This window comes from Tengunoibacter tsumagoiensis, from assembly GCF_003967535.1.
Taxonomy (GTDB): Bacteria; Chloroflexota; Ktedonobacteria; order Ktedonobacterales; family Ktedonobacteraceae; genus Tengunoibacter; species Tengunoibacter tsumagoiensis.
Genome location: NZ_BIFR01000002.1, coordinates 1,254,991 through 1,276,753 on the forward strand (window position 1 = coordinate 1,254,991; position 21,763 = coordinate 1,276,753).

The 21,763-nt window shown below is 49.0% G+C and carries 16 protein-coding genes and 1 pseudogene; 9 read left to right on the forward strand and 8 right to left on the reverse strand.

From position 1 onward, the window contains the following. Positions 1 to 101 precede the first annotated feature (101 nt). Both EL628_RS25440 and EL628_RS25445 read left to right on the forward strand, forming a co-directional pair. A complete protein-coding gene (locus EL628_RS25440; protein ID WP_126582803.1) occupies positions 102 to 1,103 on the forward strand; it encodes a helix-turn-helix transcriptional regulator in 1,002 nt (333 codons plus the stop codon). Positions 1,104 to 1,229: 126 nt separating this feature from the next. After that, positions 1,230 to 1,706: a PPC domain-containing DNA-binding protein gene (locus EL628_RS25445; RefSeq protein WP_126582804.1), complete on the forward strand. Its 477-nt coding sequence runs from the start codon at positions 1,230 to 1,232 to the stop codon at positions 1,704 to 1,706. Between the two features lie 132 nt (positions 1,707 to 1,838). On the opposite strand, the gene EL628_RS25450 is transcribed toward EL628_RS25445, so the two are convergent. The 7 genes from EL628_RS25450 to EL628_RS29985 form a co-directional block, all read right to left on the reverse strand. Then, entirely contained in the window at positions 1,839 to 3,083 is a 1,245-nt protein-coding gene (locus EL628_RS25450; RefSeq protein WP_126582805.1) for an MFS transporter, read from the reverse strand. 292 nt (positions 3,084 to 3,375) lie between these two features. After that, entirely contained in the window at positions 3,376 to 4,221 is an 846-nt protein-coding gene (gene dinD / locus EL628_RS25455) for a DNA damage-inducible protein D (RefSeq protein ID WP_126582806.1), read from the reverse strand. A 242-nt stretch (positions 4,222 to 4,463) separates the two neighbouring features. Continuing rightward, positions 4,464 to 5,447, reverse strand: a complete 984-nt coding sequence (locus EL628_RS25460; RefSeq protein WP_126582807.1) for a hypothetical protein — start codon at positions 5,445 to 5,447, stop codon at positions 4,464 to 4,466. A 17-nt stretch (positions 5,448 to 5,464) separates the two neighbouring features. After that, a complete protein-coding gene (locus EL628_RS25465) occupies positions 5,465 to 6,349 on the reverse strand; it encodes a hypothetical protein (protein ID WP_126582808.1) in 885 nt (294 codons plus the stop codon). Then, positions 6,346 to 7,239 carry a hypothetical protein gene (locus EL628_RS25470; protein WP_126582809.1) on the reverse strand — a complete coding sequence of 298 codons (894 nt, stop codon included), beginning with the start codon at positions 7,237 to 7,239 and terminating at the stop codon, positions 6,346 to 6,348. Before EL628_RS25470 ends, EL628_RS25465 begins: the two co-directional genes overlap by 4 nt. A 441-nt stretch (positions 7,240 to 7,680) precedes the next feature. Beyond that, positions 7,681 to 12,306: a caspase family protein gene (locus EL628_RS25475; protein WP_161975765.1), complete on the reverse strand. Its 4,626-nt coding sequence runs from the start codon at positions 12,304 to 12,306 to the stop codon at positions 7,681 to 7,683. A 351-nt stretch (positions 12,307 to 12,657) separates the two neighbouring features. After that, a complete protein-coding gene (locus EL628_RS29985; protein ID WP_161975766.1) occupies positions 12,658 to 12,810 on the reverse strand; it encodes a hypothetical protein in 153 nt (50 codons plus the stop codon). Positions 12,811 to 13,158: 348 nt separating this feature from the next. Here EL628_RS29985 and EL628_RS25480 point away from each other — a divergent pair. Continuing rightward, positions 13,159 to 13,410: pseudogene (locus EL628_RS25480) on the forward strand (xylose isomerase); the annotation flags it as partial. Positions 13,411 to 13,469: 59 nt separating this feature from the next. Further along, entirely contained in the window at positions 13,470 to 13,796 is a 327-nt protein-coding gene (locus EL628_RS25485) for a hypothetical protein (RefSeq protein ID WP_126582811.1), read from the forward strand. Between the two features lie 44 nt (positions 13,797 to 13,840). Here EL628_RS25485 and EL628_RS25490 read toward each other — a convergent pair whose 3' ends face one another. Beyond that, the gene (locus EL628_RS25490) at positions 13,841 to 14,719 is read right to left on the reverse strand and encodes an NAD-dependent epimerase/dehydratase family protein (protein WP_126582812.1); all 879 of its coding nucleotides are present in this window, start codon (positions 14,717 to 14,719) and stop codon (positions 13,841 to 13,843) included. 171 nt (positions 14,720 to 14,890) lie between these two features. On the opposite strand from EL628_RS25490, the gene EL628_RS25495 reads away from it, so the two are divergent. From EL628_RS25495 to EL628_RS25515, 5 genes are all read left to right on the forward strand, one after another. Next, positions 14,891 to 15,772 (forward strand): RNA polymerase sigma-70 factor, encoded by an 882-nt coding sequence (locus EL628_RS25495; protein WP_126582813.1) that lies wholly within the window; start codon positions 14,891 to 14,893, stop codon positions 15,770 to 15,772. A 670-nt stretch (positions 15,773 to 16,442) separates the two neighbouring features. Next, on the forward strand, positions 16,443 to 17,060 hold the full coding sequence (locus EL628_RS25500) for an FMN-binding negative transcriptional regulator (RefSeq protein ID WP_126582814.1): 618 nt from the start codon (positions 16,443 to 16,445) through the stop codon (positions 17,058 to 17,060). A 4-nt stretch (positions 17,061 to 17,064) separates the two neighbouring features. Further along, positions 17,065 to 18,225, forward strand: coding sequence for an alpha-hydroxy-acid oxidizing protein (locus EL628_RS25505; protein WP_126582815.1), 1,161 nt, complete (start codon positions 17,065 to 17,067; stop codon positions 18,223 to 18,225). A gap of 557 nt (positions 18,226 to 18,782) precedes the next feature. Next, positions 18,783 to 19,340: a hypothetical protein gene (locus tag EL628_RS25510; protein WP_126582816.1), complete on the forward strand. Its 558-nt coding sequence runs from the start codon at positions 18,783 to 18,785 to the stop codon at positions 19,338 to 19,340. A gap of 142 nt (positions 19,341 to 19,482) precedes the next feature. Continuing rightward, positions 19,483 to 21,753: a peptidase domain-containing ABC transporter gene (locus tag EL628_RS25515; RefSeq protein WP_245994437.1), complete on the forward strand. Its 2,271-nt coding sequence runs from the start codon at positions 19,483 to 19,485 to the stop codon at positions 21,751 to 21,753. The last annotated feature ends 10 nt before the right edge of the window (positions 21,754 to 21,763 follow it).

Consider the following 21,763-nt stretch of genomic DNA (forward strand, 5'->3'; position numbering starts at 1 on the left):
AAAACCCTATAACGACATCGAGACGACATCTCAATAGCTTCTGACTATAAAAAAGTGCTAAACATCTCTTTTAGATGATTATTTTGTAGAGGTATAACTTGATGGGCCAGAAGCAACTCAATGAGAAGCTTATCAATGCTCGGCTGAGCAAACAGTGGACGCAGGAAGAAGCCTGTGAGAAACTAGGGGTCCCTAGCGCAAGAACCTGGCAGCGTTGGGAGAGAGAGGGAGTCACACCATCGCTCTATTTCCGCAAGAAGTTATGCGAAGTTTTTTGTCTCTCTCTTGAAGATTTAGGTTTTGAACAGCCTACCTCAATTGGAAACATATCCTCAACACGAGAACGAGCGCATTCAAATACCTCTGAGAAAGAACCACCGCCTCTGTTAACCCCGAAGAACGCTTCCCTTTTTAAGGCTCAGACCACAGATGAAAAGTTATTACAGACTATCATTGAACGAAACTTTTCCAGGGATCTCACTGAAGAACTGCTTGCATCAAATATAAAAACCATGAACTTTAGAGATGAGTGGCAATATGTCGTAAACAACTTAGTAGCGGAGGCAAAATCAGAACTACGTGCTATGGTTTTTGATGTAGAGCTTACACGCTGGTGGAATACTATTGCAGGGCAAATATACATGATGACAAATATAGGGCTTTTGAAAAAGAAGATCCCAATCAAACGAATATTCATTCTCAGCTCATTAGATATGAGACTCAGAATGAATACACTTATTACGGCCTATGTTCATCACAAAATTGGTGTAAATGTCAGAATATGTAAAGCTGCCAACTTCCAGAATAACATTCCATTCAAGCCAGATATGTTCTCTGTCCACGACAATCTGTTTGTTACACTCTATTACTTTTCGTTAGAGAAACCCATTACTAATCTGCTCCTCGAGACCAAACACATAGCAGAATTTACCTCTTTCTATGATGACTTGTTTGAGGATGACCAGCTGTGTAGCGATGTAGAGTCTGTAGTAGCCCGCTCCCACTACAACGAGAGCTTTTTTACTACAGTAAAAACAGAATTAAATATGTTATATACACTTGAAAAATATGGATCTGTGACCGAACTGGCCAGAAGGTTATAAATAAGGATGTGTATTTCTGAACCAAATCGGCCTCATTTTTTGTTGATTTGAGAGGAACTATTGATGTACGATGCAATCAAAGTTCACTTCTAAGCGTGTTCACTCCATTTTAGATGAGAGGTTTTTATGAAAAGTGCAGTACTCACTATCGGAAGGACTTTTTCAGTAACATTTGAGCATGGAAAAGACTTCTTCTCCGAACTTCAAGATTTTTGTGTTCAGAACGATGTCAAACAAGGCTATATCCCTTTTTTCATAGCAGGTATGAGTGAGGTAGAGCTGGTGGGAACATGTGAAAAGGTTGAAGATAAGAATGCTCCCATCTGGTCAAAAGTCTACCTGGAGAATGTAGAGGCAGTTGGAGCTGGGACCATTGCCTTTGATGAAGAGGCAGGACTGATCTCGCCTCATATTCATGTCTCAATCGGTCGCAAAACTGATTCTGCCAGAGCTTACATGAGCCATCTGTTAGGAGCAAAGGTATTATTTCTAACAGAGATGGTTTTCGTTGAAGTCTTAGCGCCCGATTTTCGACGCATTAAAAACGCATCGCTCTACAATGTTGGCCTCCTCTCATTTCTGAAGGATGGTAAGATCCAGTAGCGAGCGTTTGTATAATCAGGGGGACCACTGGTCTCCCAGCAGCGTTAGAGGTATGTTTTTATTAACTTTAGATGACCCATATTTGGACTGGTGAGTGTTGAGGACGTTTGGCATGCGATCTCACAACGCTAATCAAATCTGCTCATTCTTATGTGTTGCTTGCCACTGTTCCATTCTTCTTCGGTGAAGGATGTAGAAGCCTAGAGCACCGATAAGCAGGAAAACAGCAGTACAACAGACTCCATTCCATCCGGCAATACTCCATGCCAGGACGCCTAGTAAGGAACCGATAGATCCTCCGATGTAATAGAGAATGGAGTATGCGGCATTCAGGCGGCTTCGCTCTTTTTGATTTAATTGCGACATTCTAACCTGGCAAGCAACATTGTTCACCTGTACCCCCAGATCCAGGAAAACAACACCAAGGGCGAGCGTATTAAGATGGTTACCCGTCAACCAGACGAGGATGAAAGAGCAAAGTGCGATCAAAAGCGCTATACCGTTCATTCGGCGTGGCTTCTCTGGATCGATAAATTTGCCAATAAAAAAAGCTCCAAAAACCCCTGCGATGCCTGCAACCCCAAAGGACCCTATTGCAGCACTGTTATAGTGATACGGCGCTGTAGTGAGGAAAAAAGAGAGGGATACCCAGAGCATATTGAAGGCTGCAAAACCAAGGAAACCAAGGATGATTAATTCCTGTAATACAGGCTCAGTTCGGACAAGGGTGGAGAGAGATCCCAGAAGTTGCGGATAACGCAAGCTATTCTTTTGAGAGGGGTCATCTGGCAGGAAGATCCTCAAGGAGAGTGCCAGGCTCAAGGTAAGCCCTGCTGCTATCCAATAAACGGCCCGCCATCCCAAACGCACTGCGATAAAGCCGCTCACCATCCGAGCTGCGAGCATCCCTATCAGGAGACCCCCCATTATTACTCCTACAACGTGGACTCTCTTCTCATAAGGGGTGAGCTTTGAAGCAAATGGAATAATCACTGGGGGAACGATACTTGTTAATCCAACACAAAAACTCCCTAAGGCGAGAAAGGGTATCGTTGGGGCTATTGCCATAGATGCCAGTGCACATGTGGCGAGGCAGAGTAAAAGAACAATGAGCAGGCGCTGATTCCTGTTATCTCCCAAAGGCACAATAAAAAGCAATCCGACGGCATAGCCAATCTGGCTCACCATGGGGATGAAACCGATCTGATCAATAGAACCGCCAAAGCTCTGCTGCATCTCGACTAGAAGGGGTTGAATATAGTAAAGATTGGCGATTCCAATACCGCAGGCGACAGTCATCATGAAGATCAACGGATATGTAAGCTGGCCAGAGAGTTCTTCCTCTGTCTTGATGGCTCCTTCAACGTGCTTACTCATTGTGCATGATGCTCCTTCATTTCCTGGCGTCCCTCGTGTTTCTTGCATGTACCTTACTTTGCTTAAAGATCACCCCCAAGCAAAGTAAGATAGTACGATTTGTGCGCCGCTCTCAATGTATCGAGATACTCCCTCGGACTGCCGCTGCTTCCATTGCGACGATTCCCTGCACTTTCTATTATAGGGTTCCTACAGGAGACATCACTATGGATACTATGGCTAATACATTTTGCGTTCTATGGAAGGAATGAGCTCTTCTCTTCATAAGCAAGCAATGAGGTACGTAGCTGTGTTATTCAAACAGTTTTTCCTGGTTGGAGGCGCTTTTCTTTGTGCTGAGCTTCTTTTTCTTCACACGGCGGCGTTCTTCTACCATCGCTCTAATAGAGGCGGCTGAGGGCATATCTTCCGGCATAGGTGCCTGAATAGCTTCAATAGCTTTGCGCACCTGGTCTCCCACAAAGAAGTGTGTTTGTGAAGCTTCATCCAGCCCTTCGACCTCATCTCGTACTATTTTTGCGCTGGTCTGTGTATTCTTAAAATCTATGGCGGAAAGCTCTTCAGCTCCGATGCGATCCAGGTAATCTTCCTTTTCAGGAATTCCTTTTTTCTCTTTCAACTCTTGAAGGGTATGGCGATGTAATCCGAGATAGCCTGCATCAATAAAAATGCCGAAGGTCTCTGACTGCACACCGGCATTCTGGGCCGTTTCCCCGAGCTGCTTGTAGCTCTCGCTCACTTTGAGCCGCATCTCTAAGCGCTGTTCTTGCTCTTTTCGTAGCTGGTGTATCTCTAATGTGCGGGTTGAAAGTGCAAAGTAGAGTTGCGCTGCTGCTATCTCGGGCTTGCGTGGATTCCCATTTTGGGCGACGATGTAACAAGCCAGTCTACTTAAAGCATAATCTTTAAGCTCACGTTCAGCACTTGATCCGAGTTGGACCATTTTCCCGCTGGCGGGAAAATGGTCTTCTGCATTTTGTCCAGTCTGCTGGAGAGCGATAATGGCCTTTTGAATGGTCGCATCAAAATGTTCCCACCGTTGGTAACCGAGGAGTGGTGCTAGTTGACGAGCTGACCAGTATTCAACGCCATGGACATTTAGCTGCTTGATCGAGTCGAAGTCAGGAGATCCCATCATTCCCTCCAGATTCCTTATGAACTCAAATTTCTACACTTACCACATTATATAGTTCAATTTGTGCTAAATTCCATAAAAAGCGCATTAAAAATATTCCTCCTATTTACTCTATTCAAGCATTCATGCATGTAACTTCAAAGACGTGAATGTAAAAATGATGGCTAAAAAAAGCCTGGCTGGGGCGTTGCTCTTGTTTTATTGGGCGTGATCCTATCTTCTTTCTACAAAGGCTGGTGGTGATCCTACTTCTGTTGCGAGGCTAACTTTGCGACTTCTTCTTGTTCTCTTCTATTCAGGGCTTCGAGGTGACCTATACGCTCAATAAGAGGAGGAATACTTTGATCTACCTGGTGGTCTCGTTGGATTTCGGCGAGCATTCGTCTAAGTTGGTGTTCAAGCGCGGGGCCCTGTCCCAGATACACTGCGAACTCGTCAGCTTTATGAATCTTCACAGTTTTTATCCGCTGGGTATCTATTCTCTCTGTGTTAAGAATGGCCTGCTTCCGCACGGTCACGAGCCAGAGGAAGTTTCCTGTCAAAGCAAGAAACAAAGGGAAGGGCAAAGGGCCCGGGTACTCGTCCAGTTCTGTCCAATCTGGCTCGTCAGTATTATAAGCTGCGAGATGATGAGCCAGGAATGGGAGCAAAGCTTCAATACGTTCTGGAGTCAGATATTCCTCAGGAAGGATAAGGTCGGTACCATGTCGCCATGCGAGCGCGACTCCTTTCCCATAATAAAAACTTCTGGGCGTTTTCAGGTGAATAAGAGGAGGATCATAACGCCGTAAGGCTTTTCGATAGTGTTGGTAACACTTCTCAATCAGAAGATCCTTTTGTTCGCCTTCCCACGCGGCAGCCAGGGGTGTCTTTGATGTGGATGGTGGCGTAGAAGAAATGATCCGGCTCCCAGAGGAATACTCATACCGAGTCTCCTGCGGTCGTCGAGAATTCTCTTGTTTAGGTCTACCTATTGACCAGTAATAGGCCAGATAGTAATAGAGGAGCCAGACAAGACCAGACAGTATATGAGGATGCTGTAAGTAACTCCAGAATACTGGTGCTGTGTTTACATGAAGCCACCAGGGAAATGATCGCCATCCCCATTGTAGCCATGCAAGAATCCATGATGGGACGCATACGCCAAAAAGAAATGACAAAAGCCCACCACAGAAGCGGGCAGACGCTAATTGATACAGCTCTATCGTCAGAGGTCTGGGTGTTTGCATTCGATGATGCTCCTTGTTCATAATTCTCGTATAGAACCTTCACCCTCATCCCAGTTATGGCCCTTCTTAGGAGCTATATCTGTTTCGGGTTCTGACGGAACAGTCTTTTCTGCAATGGAAAGAGATACAGCCTGCTCTACAGGTGCAACATCCAATAATTTCGCTTGCTCCTGGAGCCATTGATCGCGTTGAAGCGTTTGTTTCTCTTCCTCTCTGCGATTTAATTCTTGCATGGCAGCGATCTTTACAGGGTTTGTATCGGGTATCTGACTCCAATCAATCTGCTCCCACAAGCTCTTTTTCTCGGCAGTAGCTGGCGGCAAAGCCTTTTGTTGAGACTGTTTGCGGGGAGCTCGAGGCTTTTTAGCGGAAGATTGCAACGGAGTAGAGAGTTTTGCTACTTGCTCAGATTGCTGAGAGAGGTCGGTCGCATTCTTCAATGTTGTCAGCTCTTCATCCGTCAGAATACGTCGGGCTATCCATGTAGTATTGGGTTGGATCTTTTCCCAGATACAGGCCACTACTGGGGCCAAAGGCAGACAGAGACACCAGCGATAGCTCAGATTCCCTAAGGTAGGTGGAAAAAGGGACCCTGTCCCCAGGATAGCCAGTATCGATAGATGCAGCCAGCTTGCACTCTCTTGAAAAAGGTTGGACCAGAAAGTAGAGAGCGGCTGGAAGAAGATGAAGAGAGGCGCATACCAGAGGAGCGAAATGAATGCTTCTCGGTAGATTCGGAACCAGCGTTTCTCAGCATTCCAGAGGGGTCCAGCTGCTCCTCTCTGAAGATTGCGCCCACGAACGAGGACAGGTCCAACAAGATAGAAGAGACACACCAGCAATACCCAGATAGCAACCCTCTTGAGAGTCAGTGCATCTCTTCGTACAAAGAGATATCTCATCCTATCTCCTGCCCTTTCTCTTCGAGAAGAAAGATTCGCAGTCGCTTACGCTCCTCATCCGTCTGTAGGTACGCTCGGCGGGCCGTAACCAGAGCATCATACACTTCCTTTTTGCCGCAGTAATACCAGGCAAAGTCATAGTTGTTCAGCAATGAGGGCAAGATATGCTCACCAAGCCGATCAAATTTCTTTTGCGTCAACTCTATCTCAATTGCCACATGCTGGCCAGGAGCTAGAGGAACCTCTTCTATCAGGGATCCATTGCGAATGATGGGAAACATCCCCTCTTCGAGCAGCTCCATCACGCCATCAGGCCGGTGAGGGATTTTGACACCTCCTTCTTTTATCTGGTGGGCTTCAATCGCCCGTTCACTGATCCACCGATGTGCTGGCGCATGAGAACCTCCGTTGGCGAGGAAGAGACGACGTTTTGTGATGTGATACGTATGAGAGGTTAGCGTCAGCCGATTGCGGTCTTCTGGGAATGGGAGCTCATTCCAATCTAAGCCCAGGTTGAGCAACCCACTCTGTGTGATGCGTAGCCAGGGAGGCTCATGTGACCAGGGTTGCCAGACATCCACAAACCCCATCTTGTTCTGCCAGCGTCTGGCTAACTCGGCAACTGCATGAATGCGTTTGCGCCGATCCTGAGGCCAATGCAGATGACTCCGCCTCCCCCCATGAAGAGGTGCACCTTCTTCAGAAGAGTGTGGAATCTCAGTTGCGGGAGAGAGATCAGGTGCAAGGAACTGTCCGAGCTGATCAAAGCAGACAAATTTTTGCTGGGCGACAAAAAGAAGAGCCTTATGATCACGGGAGGTATATTTATAGCTTCCCTTGTCTGAACGGTGTTTTTCATCAGCAGGATAAAGTGGGCGTCTCATAGGCATGAAGAACCGTTTCCTTTCACAATAAAAAGCCAACCTGAAGTATAGCTCAGATTGGCAGGAGAAGAAATGTGAGCGGGTGTTTAGGCCAAAAGGCATACCTGCACCCTACAGATACTGTCATGCAACGTCATGCAGAAACGTGCACTTTTCTAGTAGATGCAGATTCTTTCATATGTCTGAATGGGTCTTGAGAGGCTCCCAAGGCGGAGTAAGAAGATTACTATACATAATATTACTCATATATCTCTGTTTCATACTCCCTCTGGAGAGTACTTGGTCAATGTTCAGTGAGAGATAGGAGTGATCACATCAGCCCATCACCAATTTGATCATAGAGTAATCCCTGTAAGAGACTCAGCACCTTTTCATGGAGATATCAATAATTTTGAACCGACACGCTTCTGATACATATAGCTACCCGAAAACAAAAGTTAGCCTTTGCTAAGGACGAAGGAGCTCATCTACCTCTGCAAAAATTTCAAAGAAACGTGTCCCCAACCAGGGATATTTCTGGATCAGCCCGGATGCTAGAGGAAGAAGCATTAACGTATCACTCCTTGTCTCTGCCAACAACCAGTTCCTTTGTATTAAATCAACTGCGATTTCCCACTTTTGCACCTCACATAATCCCTGTGTTATCCCTTTCAAGGGATGCACTCGAGATCTGAGTATGTCTATCCCTCGTGCTACATCTAGAGCTTCCTCCCACATCTTCAAGGCGTGCTCCCACTTTTGCACTCCACTGAATCCTTTCGCTATCGCACTCAAGGCTATGGCTCGCCATTCAGGCTCCCTTATCTCTCGTGCTACATCTTGGGCATATGCCCACTCCTGCGCCTCGCTCAAACTATTCACTATCTCCGTTAAGGCACTGGCTCGAGACTCAGGCACCTCTATCTCTCGTGCCACCCCCAAGGCTTCTCTCCACACTTCCTGGGCATGATCCCATCTATCCACGCCACTAAGCACCTCCGCTATCACACTCAAGGCACTGGCTCGAGACCAAGGCACCTCTATCTCTCGTGCCACCCCCAAGGCTTCTCTCCACACTTCCTGGGCATGATCCCATCTATCCACGCCACTAAGCACCTCCGCTATCACACTCAAGGCACTGGCTCGAGACTCAGGCACCTCTATCTCTCGTGCCACCCCCAAGGCTTCTCTCCACACTTCCTGGGCATGATCCCATCTATCCACGCCACTAAGCACCTCCGCTATCACACTCAAGGCACTGGCTCGAGACTCAGGCACCTCTATCTCTCGTGCCACCCCCAGGGCCCGTTCCCACTCCTGTGCTCCACTGAGGTCCACTGCAATCGCACTTAAGGCACTGGCTCGAGACTCAGACTCCTCTATCTCTCGTGCCACCCCCAATGCCCGTTCCCACTCCTGTGCTCTACTGAGTCCCTCTGCTATCGCATTCAAGGCACTGGCTCGAAAATCAGGCACCTCTATCTCTTGTGACACCTCCAGGGCTCGCTCCCACTCCTGTGCTCTACTGAGTCCTTCTGTTATCTCACTTAAGGCACTGTCTCGAAACTCAGGCACCTCTATCTCTCGTGTCATCTCCAGGGCCCGCTCCCACTCCTGTGCTCCGTTGAGCCCCTTTGCTATCACACTCAAGGCTTTAGGTCGCAATAAAGGCTCGTCTATCCCTCGTACCGCCGCCTGTGCTTTTCGCCATAGCTTCAGGGCTCGCTCCCACTCTTGTGCTTTACTGAATCCCTCTGCTATCGCACTCAAGGCACTGGCTCGAAACTCAGGCACCTCTATCTCTTGTGACACCTCCAGAGCCCGCTCCCACTCTTGTGCTTTACTGAATCCCTCTGCTATCGCACTCAAGGCACTGTCTCGAAACCCAGGCCCCTCTATCTCTCGTGCCATCTCCAGGGCCCGCTCCCACGCCTGCGCTCTGCTGAGTCCCTTTGCTATCGCACTCAAGGCACTGTCTCGAAACCCAGGCCCCTTTATCTCTTGTGGCAGTTCCAGGGCCCGCTCCCACTCCCCCACCCTACTGAGTTCCTCTGCTATCGCACTCAAGGCACTGGCTCGAGACCAAGGCCCCTCTATCTCTCGTGCCACCCCCAGGGCTCGCTCCCACTCCCCCACCCTACTGAGTTCCTCTGCTATCGCACTCAAGGCTACTGCCCGCAACACAGGCTCCACTATCTCTCGTGCGATCTCCAGAGCTCGATCCCACTCCTGTGTTCTACTGAGTGCCTTGACTATCGTACTCAAGGCACTGGCTCGATCCCAAGGATCTTCTATCTCTTGTGGCAGTTCCAGGGCACACTCCCACTCCTGTGCTCTACTGAGTCCCTCTGCTATCGCACTCAAGGCACTGGCTCGACCCCAGGGATCCTCTATCCTTCGTGCTACCCTCAGGGCTTCTCTCCACATATCCAGGGCCCGCTCCATCTCTTGCACCTCACTGAGTCCCTTCGCTATCTCAATTAAGACCTCACATCGGGACTTCGACACCTCTATCTCTCGTGCCAGCCTCTGCGCTGTCCTCCACAGCTCCTGTACCCGCTCCCACTCCTGCATCCCACAGAGTCCCTTCGCTATCTTCATCAAGGACTTAACTCGAACTGAAGGCACTGCTATGTCAGAGGCAATACTTATTGCTCTCAACAGTATTCTTTCTCGCTCTTGTCGTTTCTGCTGCTTGTGGTAATGCTGAACTAGCATGATCAAGAGACTTACGCGTCTCTCATCATCTGTCAAGAGCTCTATCCATCCAAGAATCTCGTTTTCATGATTGAGGGCTAACCCAACCTGAAACAGGCTATCGGGATAGCTATCAACCTGACTCCGCAGGCTGCCCCGCAACAATGTGTATTTCCAGAGCCGAGGGAGGGACGCGATCTCCTGATAATGCATGTGGCCATAGTTGATGGCGGCCTTCTTACCCAGGTCCAGATCCTGAATATAGGAGCGATTAGTGATGTCATATTGCTCTTTGGCGCGTCCGTAACTTCCTTCATCCAGGATATGAAAGAGTTTGTCATACTGACAGGCAGAGAAGAGGTGCTTGATGTAGTGGTTGCGCGCATAGATGCGCCTGGCTTGTTCTTTGGGATCAGGACTGTCCTCCCAGATCAGGGGTTCACACCAGTTCACCATCTTGTCGTGATAGCCTTCTTCTTCGTCGGTGGCAAAGACATAGTCTTTTTCCGAGTTGGCTTCGTCCTGGCGCAGGTACTCTTGCAATTTGAGATGAAAAATGGTGTAGTGACGCTGGCCGTTGTCGCGGATGAACCCACCCAGCCGCGTGATGCCACCTCGTAGACGATCATCTTCCAGATGCAGAATCTGTCGTATCTGCCATAAGGTGAGAGGCTGGCGAGCGACCAAGAGGAGCCCAAGCACAGGCTTGATGACTTCTCGCCACTCGATATGGTTGCATTTGAACCGCTCCATTGCGACAGAAAACAGGTTATTGGGATTGGTGGCCAGACGCTGAATCAGGTCTTGTGGTGAAAGATCTGGCGACTCCTGAAGCTCTCTGGCCACGAGATCGAGATAGAGAGCGTTCTCTTCCATTTTTTCGTAGAACTGATCGGCCAGATGGCGATCAAGCCGAACGTTGTGGTGCTGGAGGATGAGGGCAAAGTCGGCTCGTGAGAGATTGGGGAGGGCGTAACGATGGTGTGGTTTGAGTAAGGTTAAAGGCTGGAGAGCATCATTGGGACGCGTTGCCAGAACAAAGACGATACCAGCGGGAGGATTCGTGGGCAAGAAGGAGAGATCTCGCACACCATTGAGGTCTTCTTCGATCTGATCCAGGCCGTCGATAAAGAGGACCTCCTGTCCCCCTTTGCTCGCAATTTCCCGTAAGAGGTTGGGGAGATAGTCGCGCAGAGCTGCGCGTACTTCTGTAGAGACATAGGTCTCTGAAAGGTTGTATTTGAGAATCAGACGTGCCATCAGATTGCGCAGGAGCCCCACCTGATGATCAGGGCCCGGATTAAAAGGGATGAAATGAAAGGCGGGCAGATCACTCTTATATGCCTCAACTAATTTCGCCATCATGCTACTCTTGCCCTGACCCGCTTGACCAGTGATACTGACATAGCCACCCATAGGGAGCGTGGCCTGGATCATCTGTTGAAGCTCGGCAATCTCGTGTGCACGCCCGACAAAACTTTGCAGTCGATCAGCTATAAACGCTGTATGGTCTGCCAGCATCGTTCGTAAGCGGTCTTCCTTGCCCTGATTTGTGGAAGGAGGAACGGGAGTTTCATCAGGTCGAACCAGATCGGGATAGCAGGCGATCTCAAAGACATCATGCTGGACGCCACTAAGGACAGGGCGCTGCCGTTCTGGCAACGCTTGTGAGAGGTATTCAAAGAGTGTATTGACTGTCAGGCAACCATCTCGTCTCAGGGCCTCAGGAGCCAGGCCCTTGAGGGCTTGCAGGACATGGTAGGTGAAATACCCATGCCCATACTTTGTTGTTTCGGCAGCATGTTGCTCGAGAAGACAGCTTGAGAGAGCCACACGTCCCGTCATTTTACTATCCAGCATCTGTTGTACGTAGGTACGAACGGTCTCCTGATCACCCGCTCGATAGCCTGAACCAGCAAAACCACCGCTCGCACAACAGTCCAGCAAGAAGAGGCGTTTGCGCGATCCTTTCCCTTCAAAAAACGTTTTCCGGAGCCGCTGCATCCCCAGGGTCTTCTCCATCCGATAGGACCGGCGCTTAAGAATCCTTGGCTCATCAAAATCATAGTTACACAGAAAGACTTCCTGCTCATCATCCTGCTGGATATAGAGTGATTTGCCATGGCCAGCATAGAAAAAGACGACCAGATCATTCTCCTGGGCTCGATCAAGAAACATCTCGGTTAATGCTTCGTTCATCGCTTCCAGCGTGGCCTGCTTTCCCAGCAACAGTAGGCGGTTTGCTGGATCAAAGCCCAGTGTTCCTAATACCTCATCAATAGCCTGGGCATCCTGTTCAGCATAACGTAAGGAGGTTAAGTGGGAGGAAGGAATATAGTCATTGATGCCAATGCATACCGCATAGCGCTTCTCTGTATATGTTGATTGTTCCTTCATCACCAACTCTCTCAATCTCTCTGATAGCAAACGACCGTCTAGTAACATCTAGTATATAGATAACGGAGAAATGTGTCTATTTTGCAGGCTGATTCTCAGGTAAGACCAATCGTATTACACATCCTTATACAGTCCAAAACCTTTTTTAGCTATTTCACATTTTAGGTTGAAATTGACCTCTAAGAGTATTGTAGGCTTTTTGGCGAGCGGTTGGAATGGACGATTGAGCGGCTACTCCTGTGTTTCTTGTTCCGGTTGAAACGACTTCCGCAACCGAGGATATTTGCGAGCATTCTCTTCAGCAAAGAGGTGATCACGCATTCCAAAGCGATAGGGCATTAATTGGACATGTCACAATGGGCAAGTGGTCACCCTTTGTGCCACCTCTGCGATGAAATGATAGGTCTGCTTATTCTCGTGAATATCGAGGATCGTCCAGCCTGCTAAATTCAGGAGATCCACGCGCTCATCATAACTCTCTATGGGCGCTATTTCTTCATCCATACAAACCTACGCTACAAATCCTTGTTACACCAATGTAAGTTGTTGAGGAAGCAGTGACTGAAGGATCGCCAAGCGTTCCCATTCAGTGGGGATATATTCACAGGATCGACGCCAGCAATCCAGATACAGCGGGTCTTTCTTTGTGCCTTTCAACGGATGATCAACCCACTGGCCTGCATCCCACGACTTGGAAAAATCATAGCAATACGCTAAATAAAACACCCTAGCTGCTCAGTTTAAGGTGCTTTTTTTTTATGCTCGAATAGATAAGGTGTCAATTGAGGTGTCAAAAACAAAGATAACAGTAGTCAAATAGCTTAAATACTTGCTTTATATTCAGCACAAAATCATATGCAGATTATGGAAGGAGATCTGATTCGCACCATCCAGGACAACCATGAGTACTTCGCACACTATCATACCGCAGGGAATCCTGGACGCCATGAACTCAATGAGAAGCAGGAAATTCAGTATCCTCCCATCATGCGCACCATTTTACAGACGGGCTATCAGGGGTTCGTGGGCCAGGAATTTATCCCACAGGGAGATCCGCTTGTTGGCTTGAAGCAGGCATATGACCTGTGTGATGTTCGCCTCTGATCTGATTGACCCAAGAAGAGAGAACCTTTTCTTTTTAGCAGAGAAAAGGTTCTCTCTTCTTGCTTACTATTCCTCGGAGATCAAGAGCCCGATCTGAGGATGACTATCTGGAACTGGATGCTCACCAGCGAGAAGAGCTTTGGTTGGCTGCTGGTTACTTGCCAGAGGATGAGACTACCCTCAATGCACAAACCTATGATCTCTCACTAAACTTGATGCACGCCTTTATCTATCCAGCGGCTCTCGTCGATCAGCAAAACAATCTCCTGGATGTGAACTCGCGTTTTCTTCGCTTACATGAGCTCCCAGCCGTTGAGGACATTCCTCTGGATCAGCGGAATATGATAGCACTTGCATTTTGCAAAGCCTTTATTAAGATTTATTGAACAGGATATGATATGTAGTGACCGATGTCAGCTAACTGGCATGATTACCAGGAGGGCTCTCCAGGCCAGATGCTGTGTTGCGGTTGCCAGCCAAGCTGTTCTCGTGCACGTTGGTTACTGCAACGATACGATGGATTCTGGGGCAGTCCTTCGTTATACGAGGGCTGGGGCAGATGCAGCCTGTTAGCGAGCTCTATGAGATAGTCTCCATAGCGTAGCGGCTGATCGACAATCTGATAGATTGAGCCTCCAGGGGCGTGTTCAAGCGCGCGCGCTATCGCCTCGGCCATATCCGCAACGTGAATGGGGGACAGGAAGTTTTGCCCATTGCCAGGAATCTCGACCTCTCCCGCGCGCAGGCTCTCCAGGAGTCCTTCTTGTCCTGTTCCTCGACCGACGAACCAGCCACCACGCAGAATACTCCACTGCAAGCGAGTGGGTGGGACAGCGCGCACCAGCCGTTCCATCTCCAGAACCGGGGCGCAGCGATCTGCGCGGTCGAGGTCCGTGTCGATTGGCTGGTCTTCGTCAATCCAGCCATCGCCACCGTCGGGATAGGCCATAGTGATACTTTGCTGGATATAGCGTGTAGCCCCAGCCTGGAGTGCGGCTGCGAGCAAGTGCTTTGTTCCTTCTGTGCGTAGTTGGGTATTTGTGTCCCAGGCGCCGGGGGCAGAAACCTTGGCTGGGATAGCCGTGGCAATATGGATGACGGCCTCACAGCCCATGAGCAGTTCTGGTAGCTGCTGTTGTGTCTCTGCGCGCAGGATCTCTCCCACGGTTGCTTCAATGCCAGCTGCCTGCAATGTTCGCGCCTGTTCCGCGGACCGCACCAGGGTGCGAATCTCGTGATGCGCCTGTTGGAGACGTGGCACAAGGACACGTCCCAGGACGCCAGTCGCACCGATCATAAAAATACGCATGTTCTTCCTCTTTCTTTGCTTTCTGTTTGGCCCGCGTTTGTCTTGAGGCGCGAGTTGTAATGGAGACGAGTCAGCCCGGTCAGATGTGACATGCGACGTTGCCTTGTCAGGCTGAGCTTCTGTGTTAGAATGAAGGGAAGGACGTGTAAAGGGAACAGGAAGAGCACAGCTATGGAAGACTTCGAGACTTATCGGCCGCTCTTGTTAGCGATTGCCTACCGTATGACTGGCAGCATGAGCGAGGCCGAAGATATCGTACAGGAGGCCTATCTTCGTCTCAGCAAGGTGACAGCAACTGAGATACGCTCACTCAGATCCTATCTCAGCACGTTGGTGACCCGTCTCTGCCTGGATTACTTGAAGTCCGCGCGTGTGGAAAGAGAGCGCTATATCGGTACCTGGCTGCCTGAACCGATACTGACTGAAGACATGAACCTGTTGCCAGAAGACACGATTGAGATGCGTGAATCGATCTCGATGGCTTTTCTTGTCCTGCTAGAAACGTTGACTCCTCCTGAGCGCGCTGTTTTCCTTCTCCACGAAGTCTTTGACTATGCTTTTCCTGAGATCGGTGAGATTATTGGCAAAAGCACAGCAAACTGTCGCCAGATCTTTCATCGCGCGAAAGAACATCTGGCCACCCAGCATCAACGCTTTGAACCATCTCCGGCTCAGCAACAGCACCTCCTGAGACGCTTTCTGGCCGCGTGTCAGTCTGGTGACCTGGCTGCTTTGACTGATGTGCTCGCACAGGATGTGACGGCCTGGGCTGATGGTGGTGGCAAAGTCACGGCTGCCTTGCGTCCTGTGCTGGGATTGGCGGCTGTGGCTCGTTATTGCCTGGGGATTATCTCCAAGACCTCCAGACGATACGCCGATACGTTTGCTGTGAACTATGCAGAAGTGAATGGTTCTCCAGCTCTGCTGATCTGGGCAGATGCGCATCTCTTTTCCCTGCTCACCTTCACTGGAAACGAGCAGATGCATAAGATCTGGATCATCCGCAATCCCGAGAAACTGGCTTTTATACAACAGCAGTTGGCAGCCAGGTAGCCTACTCTATCGTGCGAATGCTGCGTATGAACAGCTTACCGCTGTTCAATACGACTAGCAGCAGCCTACCAAGTGGGAAGACTGAGGTCGGGCCGAACTGGTCACTGAGCCAGCCAGCAACTACATAGCCGATGGAGAGCATGCAGAGTGCGCCGATTTCGTCATGAAAAATTCCTCCTTTCCGATCCTGACGATGAATTAGATATAACTTATATATTCAATCTTCTTCTCGCTGCCTATTGCGAGCCTCATCCTCAGTTGGCATCTCAGAAAATCTCCCGCCTGGCGCGGTTATGACTGGTACGCGATTATTGCGAGCTTTATTACCGTCATCCCTGCTATCTTCGTCCTCTTCTCTTTCTTTGCCCCTTCGGGAGGCACGCAACCTTCAGTGTTTGTCGTCATAATCAATCGCATCTTTGTGATCGAGGCTCTCGCATGGTATGTGGTGATGGGAATTCGCATGCTTACTCTCGTAGGCCCTCAATGACTCTCCAATTTGGAATGCGTCTGGGCGGATTCTGAAAAAATCTTACGCAGCGATGAAAGGTCTTGCCTGGCGTGTAGCCTTGATGCAACCATTGCACCCACCAGGAATGACAGGTATACTATCAAAACAAGGAGTTGCTCTAAAGTTATTTGGTTAGGTATAGAGAGAGAACATCAAAATATGTATATTCCTGGTCATTTTAATGAAGCTAATGTGCAGATTATTCATGCCTTTATGCGCGATTACAGCTTTGCAACGCTGGTGAGCACTGACGAGAACGGAGTACCGATTGCCACACCGCTCCCATTTCTCCTCGAGTCTGAGCCTGCTCCCTATGGAACCTTAAAAGCCCATATGGCATTGGGGAATCCACAATGGAAAAGCTTTCGAGCTGATCAAGAAGTGTTAGTGATGTTCCAGGGACCACATGCATATATTACGCCCTCGTGGTATGAGCAGCCTCTCTCTGTCCCCACCTGGAACTATGCCGCGGTGCATGCCTATGGTCTTCCGCTCTTGATAACAGAGACAGAAGCATCATATCAGGACCTGAAAAACCTGATTGATCTTCATGAGCGCCAATTTGAACATCCCTGGTCGTTAGAACAGGTACCGGATGAATATATCCAAAAGATGATGAAAGGGACCGTTAGCTTCTCCATTGAGATTACACGGCTTCAGGGGAAGTTCAAGATGAGCCAGAATCGCACACCAACTGAACGAGAGCGGATTAGTGAAGAGTTAGAGAAGAGTCCTGATGCTACCAGAGTCGCTGCAAGCAAGCTTGTGAAAGGATGACAGTATGGCACCCTCTTCGTATGGATTATCGCGTCAGACACAGATCTATCTGTCTGGTTTACAGGGTCAGCGGCCTCGCTTCCCGGTTGATGTTGAACAGCTAGAGCAAGCCGCTCATGCAGCGATGAGCCCGGAGGCGAGAGGGTACCTTTCCGGCATGACCGAAAGTATGCAGAACAATCGCGCTGCATTTGAGCGCTGGCACATTATTCCCCGTATGCTACGGGATGTCTCAGAGAGAGATTTGAGCATATCGCTGTTCGGCAAACAGTATCCCACTCCTCTCCTCTTAGCTCCCATTGGTGTACAATCCATCGTACATACAGATGGAGAGGCCGGCGTTGCGCGGGCAGCGGCAGCCGTGGGTATTCCATTGATCTTTAGTACCGCCTCAACTATTCCTCTTGAACATATGGCAGAAGCAATGGGCGATGCTCCCCGATGGTTTCAGCTTTACTGGAGTAAAGATGCCGATTTTAATGCAAGCATCCTGGCGAGAGCAGAACAGGCTGGTTGTGAGGCCCTGGTGGTGACGCTTGATACCTATCTTCTGGCCTGGAGAGCGCAGGATATCCAGAATGCCTATCTTCCATTTTTATTGGGTCAGGGACTGGGAAATTATCTGAGCGATCCTGCATTTCGTCGTGCCTTACCGCGCCCACCTGAAGAAGATCCTCAAGCGGCTATCAACTATTTCCTTCAGATCTTCACGAATCCATCATTAACGTGGAATGATCTCACATGGTTGCGAAACCATACCAGGCTTCCCATACTCCTCAAAGGTATCCTGCATCCTGACGATGCTCAAAAAGCTCTGGATGCGGGCATTGACGGCCTGATCGTCTCAAATCATGGTGGGCGACAGGTCGCGGGTGCAATTGCCTCCCTGGACGCATTACCCCCCATTGCTCAGGTCGTCAATGGTCAGATTCCACTTGTGCTGGATAGTGGAATACGACGAGCTGCTGACGTCATAAAGGCCCTGGCACTGGGCGCGCAAGCGGTGCTCATAGGTCGTCCTTATATGTGGGGATTGGCGTTAGGAGGCGAAGAAGGAGTCAAAGAAGTCCTGATGAACTTTCTGGCAGATCTTGACCTGACTCTGGCTCTCAGTGGCTACCGTTCATGGACCGAGGTTTGTGCGGATACGCTCACAAGAGCATGATGGTGTATGCATAGAGAGGTATCGCTACGTTCTCTAGCCGCAAAGTGGCGGGTTAAACAGTTTGGTGTGCATTTAATAATAATTGTAGAATTATGTGGACGACTCAGAGGAAGTAAATCGTTTTTTTTGTCTCTTTGATATATCGATGTCGTGTTGAGCGAGAGATGTCAGGCAGGAAACCATTGGAGAGAAAGGAAAGCAACTTCAGAAGTCGTTGCTTCCCTGCATCTTTGCGAATTTTCTGCCTCGTTCCTCTGCTGCCTTGCTTTCTCTAGAGGAGAGGCAAAGCATTGTGGAGCTTTATCGCTATTAAGCGAGGGTAAGCCGTCTACTCATATCCAATTGCAGCATTCCATATAGTTCGACAAGACTACAAAAGAGCGGAGTCAATCCTCAATAATCTTCTCTAGTCAGTCGCTTCTGCCAGGTACTCTCAGCCCAGTTGTTAATAGATAAATTTAATGCCTTTTTAATGTGATTTCTGCTATACTCTCCTCACTATCTTGATTAAATGTTTTAGCGTATTGAAGTTGAAGTGAGGAGGTGTGGAAGAAAACATGCAAGAGCGTTCAATCTTTCGAGAGCGTGCTATAGAAGCGTATATGTATCGTCAGGAGCTTCAGGTTCTTTTACGTCTGGCATCACCGCCAATCTTCCTGTTCCTCTGGGCTTTATTGCTCCTTACATGCGCCGGAGCCTTCCTTATCTGTACCATTCGGGTGCCAGTCTATCTGCATAGTAAAGCCATGATCGTTGCGCAGAACACAGTGAATGGCCAGCCGATTGTACTGGTGTTACTGGCACCTTCCCAGCCACTAACCGTTCATCCTGGACAGAAGCTTCATTTTTGTAGCGAATGGGGAACAGCCTGTTTTACCACCAGCGTGCAGGATGTTGAAAACGCAATACAAAGCCCGGAAAGCATTGAGGCGCAATTTCATCTTTCGCCAGCATTGTCTCAATTAGTCTCAGGCCCGGCACTTGTTGCCACCGCACCACTTTATTCTCAACCTTCCTCATCGCTCTTGCTGGGCAGTTCTGGTCAGGCAGATATTCAAGCTGGATCTGAAAGCCTGATCTCATTCTGTTTTGCCTCCATGGAACCTCATTCGTAATAAGAGACATTCGGGCTCCGCACAGTAGAATTTCTTATAGCCTTTTAAAAATAAGAAACAAGGAAAAAGTACGCGAAAAATGGAAGAGAAAAGAAAAGAGTTCACCACTGGTAGAGGAATAGAGAGGCTGCCTACACACCCTTTGTCTCGACATTTCGTACAGAGGGAGCTCTTTTTTGATCAGTATCCTCCTGAGCTTCTCAAAATTATTGAAGCAGAGACGCAACGGCTGCCAGCTATTCAGAAAGAGCTACGCTCTTCGCCTGGAAAGCAGTCCGAGATCTCAGAGATTCGGCAGGTGACTGCAGTAGAGTGTGGGGCAGCCTGTCTGGCAATGATCCTGAGTTACTATGGGCATACGGTTGGCATAACAGAAGTCCAGGCACGTTGTGGAGTAGGGAGAGATGGACTCACAGCTCTCGATATTGTCAAGTCTGCCCGTCTGTATGGATTGCGTGTAAGAGCTGTCTCCATTAAACCAGAGGATTTTCGCTATCTTCAACTACCAGCCATTATCCATTGGGAATTCAATCACTTTATGATTATTGAGCGTTGGTCGCGCAAGTGGATTGATGTCGTTGATCCTGCACAAGGTCGGCGCCGTTTAAGTGCCAGCGAGTTTGATCAGGGTTTTACTGGTGTCGCTCTTTTGCTCGAGCCAGGCGCACAATTTACGCTAAAAGCTGCGCGTCATTCCCTGACGCTTGGGGCCTATATACGTTCGTTTTTACAGATTCGCGGGACACTGCTTCAGATTGTATTCGCCTCTCTCCTTCTGCAAATCTTTGGCCTGGGTGGCCCACTGTTAACAGAACTGATCATTGATCATATTGTACCAGCAGGGGAGGATAGTCTTCTCTTGCTGGTTGGATTGGGCATGGTGCTCTTAATCGGAATGCAAGGGGTTGCTCTGTTCCTACGAAGCTCGCTGTTATTGTACTTGCAGGCGAGAATCGATACACGCGTCATGCTTAATTTTCTTGAACATCTGCTGAGCCTGCCCTATCGTTTTTTTCAATTGCGCTTAAGTGGCGATCTTCTCTCACGCATTAATAGCAACCTTGTCATTCGCAATCTTGTCACCAATCAGCTACTCTCCTTTCTATTGGATGGCAGTACGATTATCGTCAATTTTGTGATCCTTATCGTCCTCTCGCGCCTGACAGCGACCGTCGCATCAGGATTGGGGCTGTTCCAGATCATCGTGCTTCTTCTGACATCGCCAGGTCTGCGACGTTTAACCCAGAGAGAGCTTGAAGCCCAGGGCAAAACACAGGGGTATCTCAATGAAGTGTTAGCAGGAATCGCAACCCTCAAGGCAGCAGGTGCGGAACATAGAGCATTTTTGCGCTGGGAAAATCTTTTCTTTGCCGAGATGAATATATCGCTCCGTTTACAATCGTATTCGATCATGATCGGGCTGGTATTACATCTTGTTTCCATCCTTTCGCCGCTGCTCCTCCTTTTATTAGGAGCGCAGCAAGTGATAGCAGGCACAATGTCCATCGGCACGATGCTTGCCCTTAATACGTTAGCGGCCCTGTTTCTCTCGCCACTAAGCTCATTCATTGAGAGTGCTCAGGATCTTCAGACCGTGCGTGCACATTTTTCGCGAATTTCCGATGTTTTGGAGGCGGAACCAGAGCAAGACGCTTCTACCATGAAGAAGGCAACCCATAGACTTCAGGGACAGATAGAACTGCGAGATCTCAGCTTTCAGTATGATCAGAGCTCACCTCCTATTCTGCGTCATATCACAATGAACATCTGGCCTGGACAAAAAATTGCACTGGTGGGGAGGACTGGCTCTGGTAAAAGTACATTAGGAAGACTACTGGTAGGCTTAATCAAGCCCACCACAGGCTCTATTCTCTATGATGGGATTCCACTAGAGTCGCTGCAGTACCAGGAAGTGCGGAGCCAATTCGGAATTGTGCTGCAAGAAGCCTGCATCTTCAGCGGTTCCATACGAGAGAATATCGCTCTGAATAATCCAGCATTGACCATTGAACAGGTGAGCGAGGCGAGCCATCTGGCAGCCATTGCAGATGATATTGAGAAGATGCCCATGGCCTATGAGACGTATGTGGCAGAGGGAGGAAGTGTCTTCTCCGGTGGTCAGCGCCAGCGACTGGCGATCGCACGAGCTTTAGCCCATAAACCCGCTGTCCTTCTGCTTGACGAAGCGACGAGTGCGTTAGACGCTACCACTGAGCGACACGTGGCGCAAAATCTCACTGCCCTGCACTGCACACAGATCATTATTGCCCACCGTCTGAGTACTATCCGGCATGCAGATTGTATTTTTGTCCTGGATCAGGGGCGTATAGTCGAGCAAGGAACGCATCAACAGCTTATGCAGCACAGTGGTATCTATACAGAGCTTGTCAGAGCACAGGTGCGTTCCGACTGAAATCTCAATA

What these genes read in the sequence shown, in the direction of transcription:
- EL628_RS25465 (WP_126582808.1), bottom strand. Translation starts at nt 6,349, where the DNA reads ATGAGATATCTCTTTGTACGAAGAGATGCACTGACTCTCAAGAGGGTT.
- EL628_RS25475 (WP_161975765.1), bottom strand. Translation starts at nt 12,306, where the DNA reads ATGAAGGAACAATCAACATATACAGAGAAGCGCTATGCGGTATGCATT.
- EL628_RS29985 (WP_161975766.1), bottom strand. Translation starts at nt 12,810, where the DNA reads ATGGATGAAGAAATAGCGCCCATAGAGAGTTATGATGAGCGCGTGGAT.
- EL628_RS25450 (WP_126582805.1), bottom strand. Translation starts at nt 3,083, where the DNA reads ATGAGTAAGCACGTTGAAGGAGCCATCAAGACAGAGGAAGAACTCTCT.
- EL628_RS25500 (WP_126582814.1), top strand. Translation starts at nt 16,443, where the DNA reads ATGTATATTCCTGGTCATTTTAATGAAGCTAATGTGCAGATTATTCAT.
- EL628_RS25440 (WP_126582803.1), top strand. Translation starts at nt 102, where the DNA reads ATGGGCCAGAAGCAACTCAATGAGAAGCTTATCAATGCTCGGCTGAGC.
- EL628_RS25490 (WP_126582812.1), bottom strand. Translation starts at nt 14,719, where the DNA reads ATGCGTATTTTTATGATCGGTGCGACTGGCGTCCTGGGACGTGTCCTT.
- EL628_RS25495 (WP_126582813.1), top strand. Translation starts at nt 14,891, where the DNA reads ATGGAAGACTTCGAGACTTATCGGCCGCTCTTGTTAGCGATTGCCTAC.
- EL628_RS25445 (WP_126582804.1), top strand. Translation starts at nt 1,230, where the DNA reads ATGAAAAGTGCAGTACTCACTATCGGAAGGACTTTTTCAGTAACATTT.
- dinD (WP_126582806.1), bottom strand. Translation starts at nt 4,221, where the DNA reads ATGATGGGATCTCCTGACTTCGACTCGATCAAGCAGCTAAATGTCCAT.
- EL628_RS25470 (WP_126582809.1), bottom strand. Translation starts at nt 7,239, where the DNA reads ATGCCTATGAGACGCCCACTTTATCCTGCTGATGAAAAACACCGTTCA.
- EL628_RS25505 (WP_126582815.1), top strand. Translation starts at nt 17,065, where the DNA reads ATGGCACCCTCTTCGTATGGATTATCGCGTCAGACACAGATCTATCTG.
- EL628_RS25510 (WP_126582816.1), top strand. Translation starts at nt 18,783, where the DNA reads ATGCAAGAGCGTTCAATCTTTCGAGAGCGTGCTATAGAAGCGTATATG.
- EL628_RS25460 (WP_126582807.1), bottom strand. Translation starts at nt 5,447, where the DNA reads ATGCAAACACCCAGACCTCTGACGATAGAGCTGTATCAATTAGCGTCT.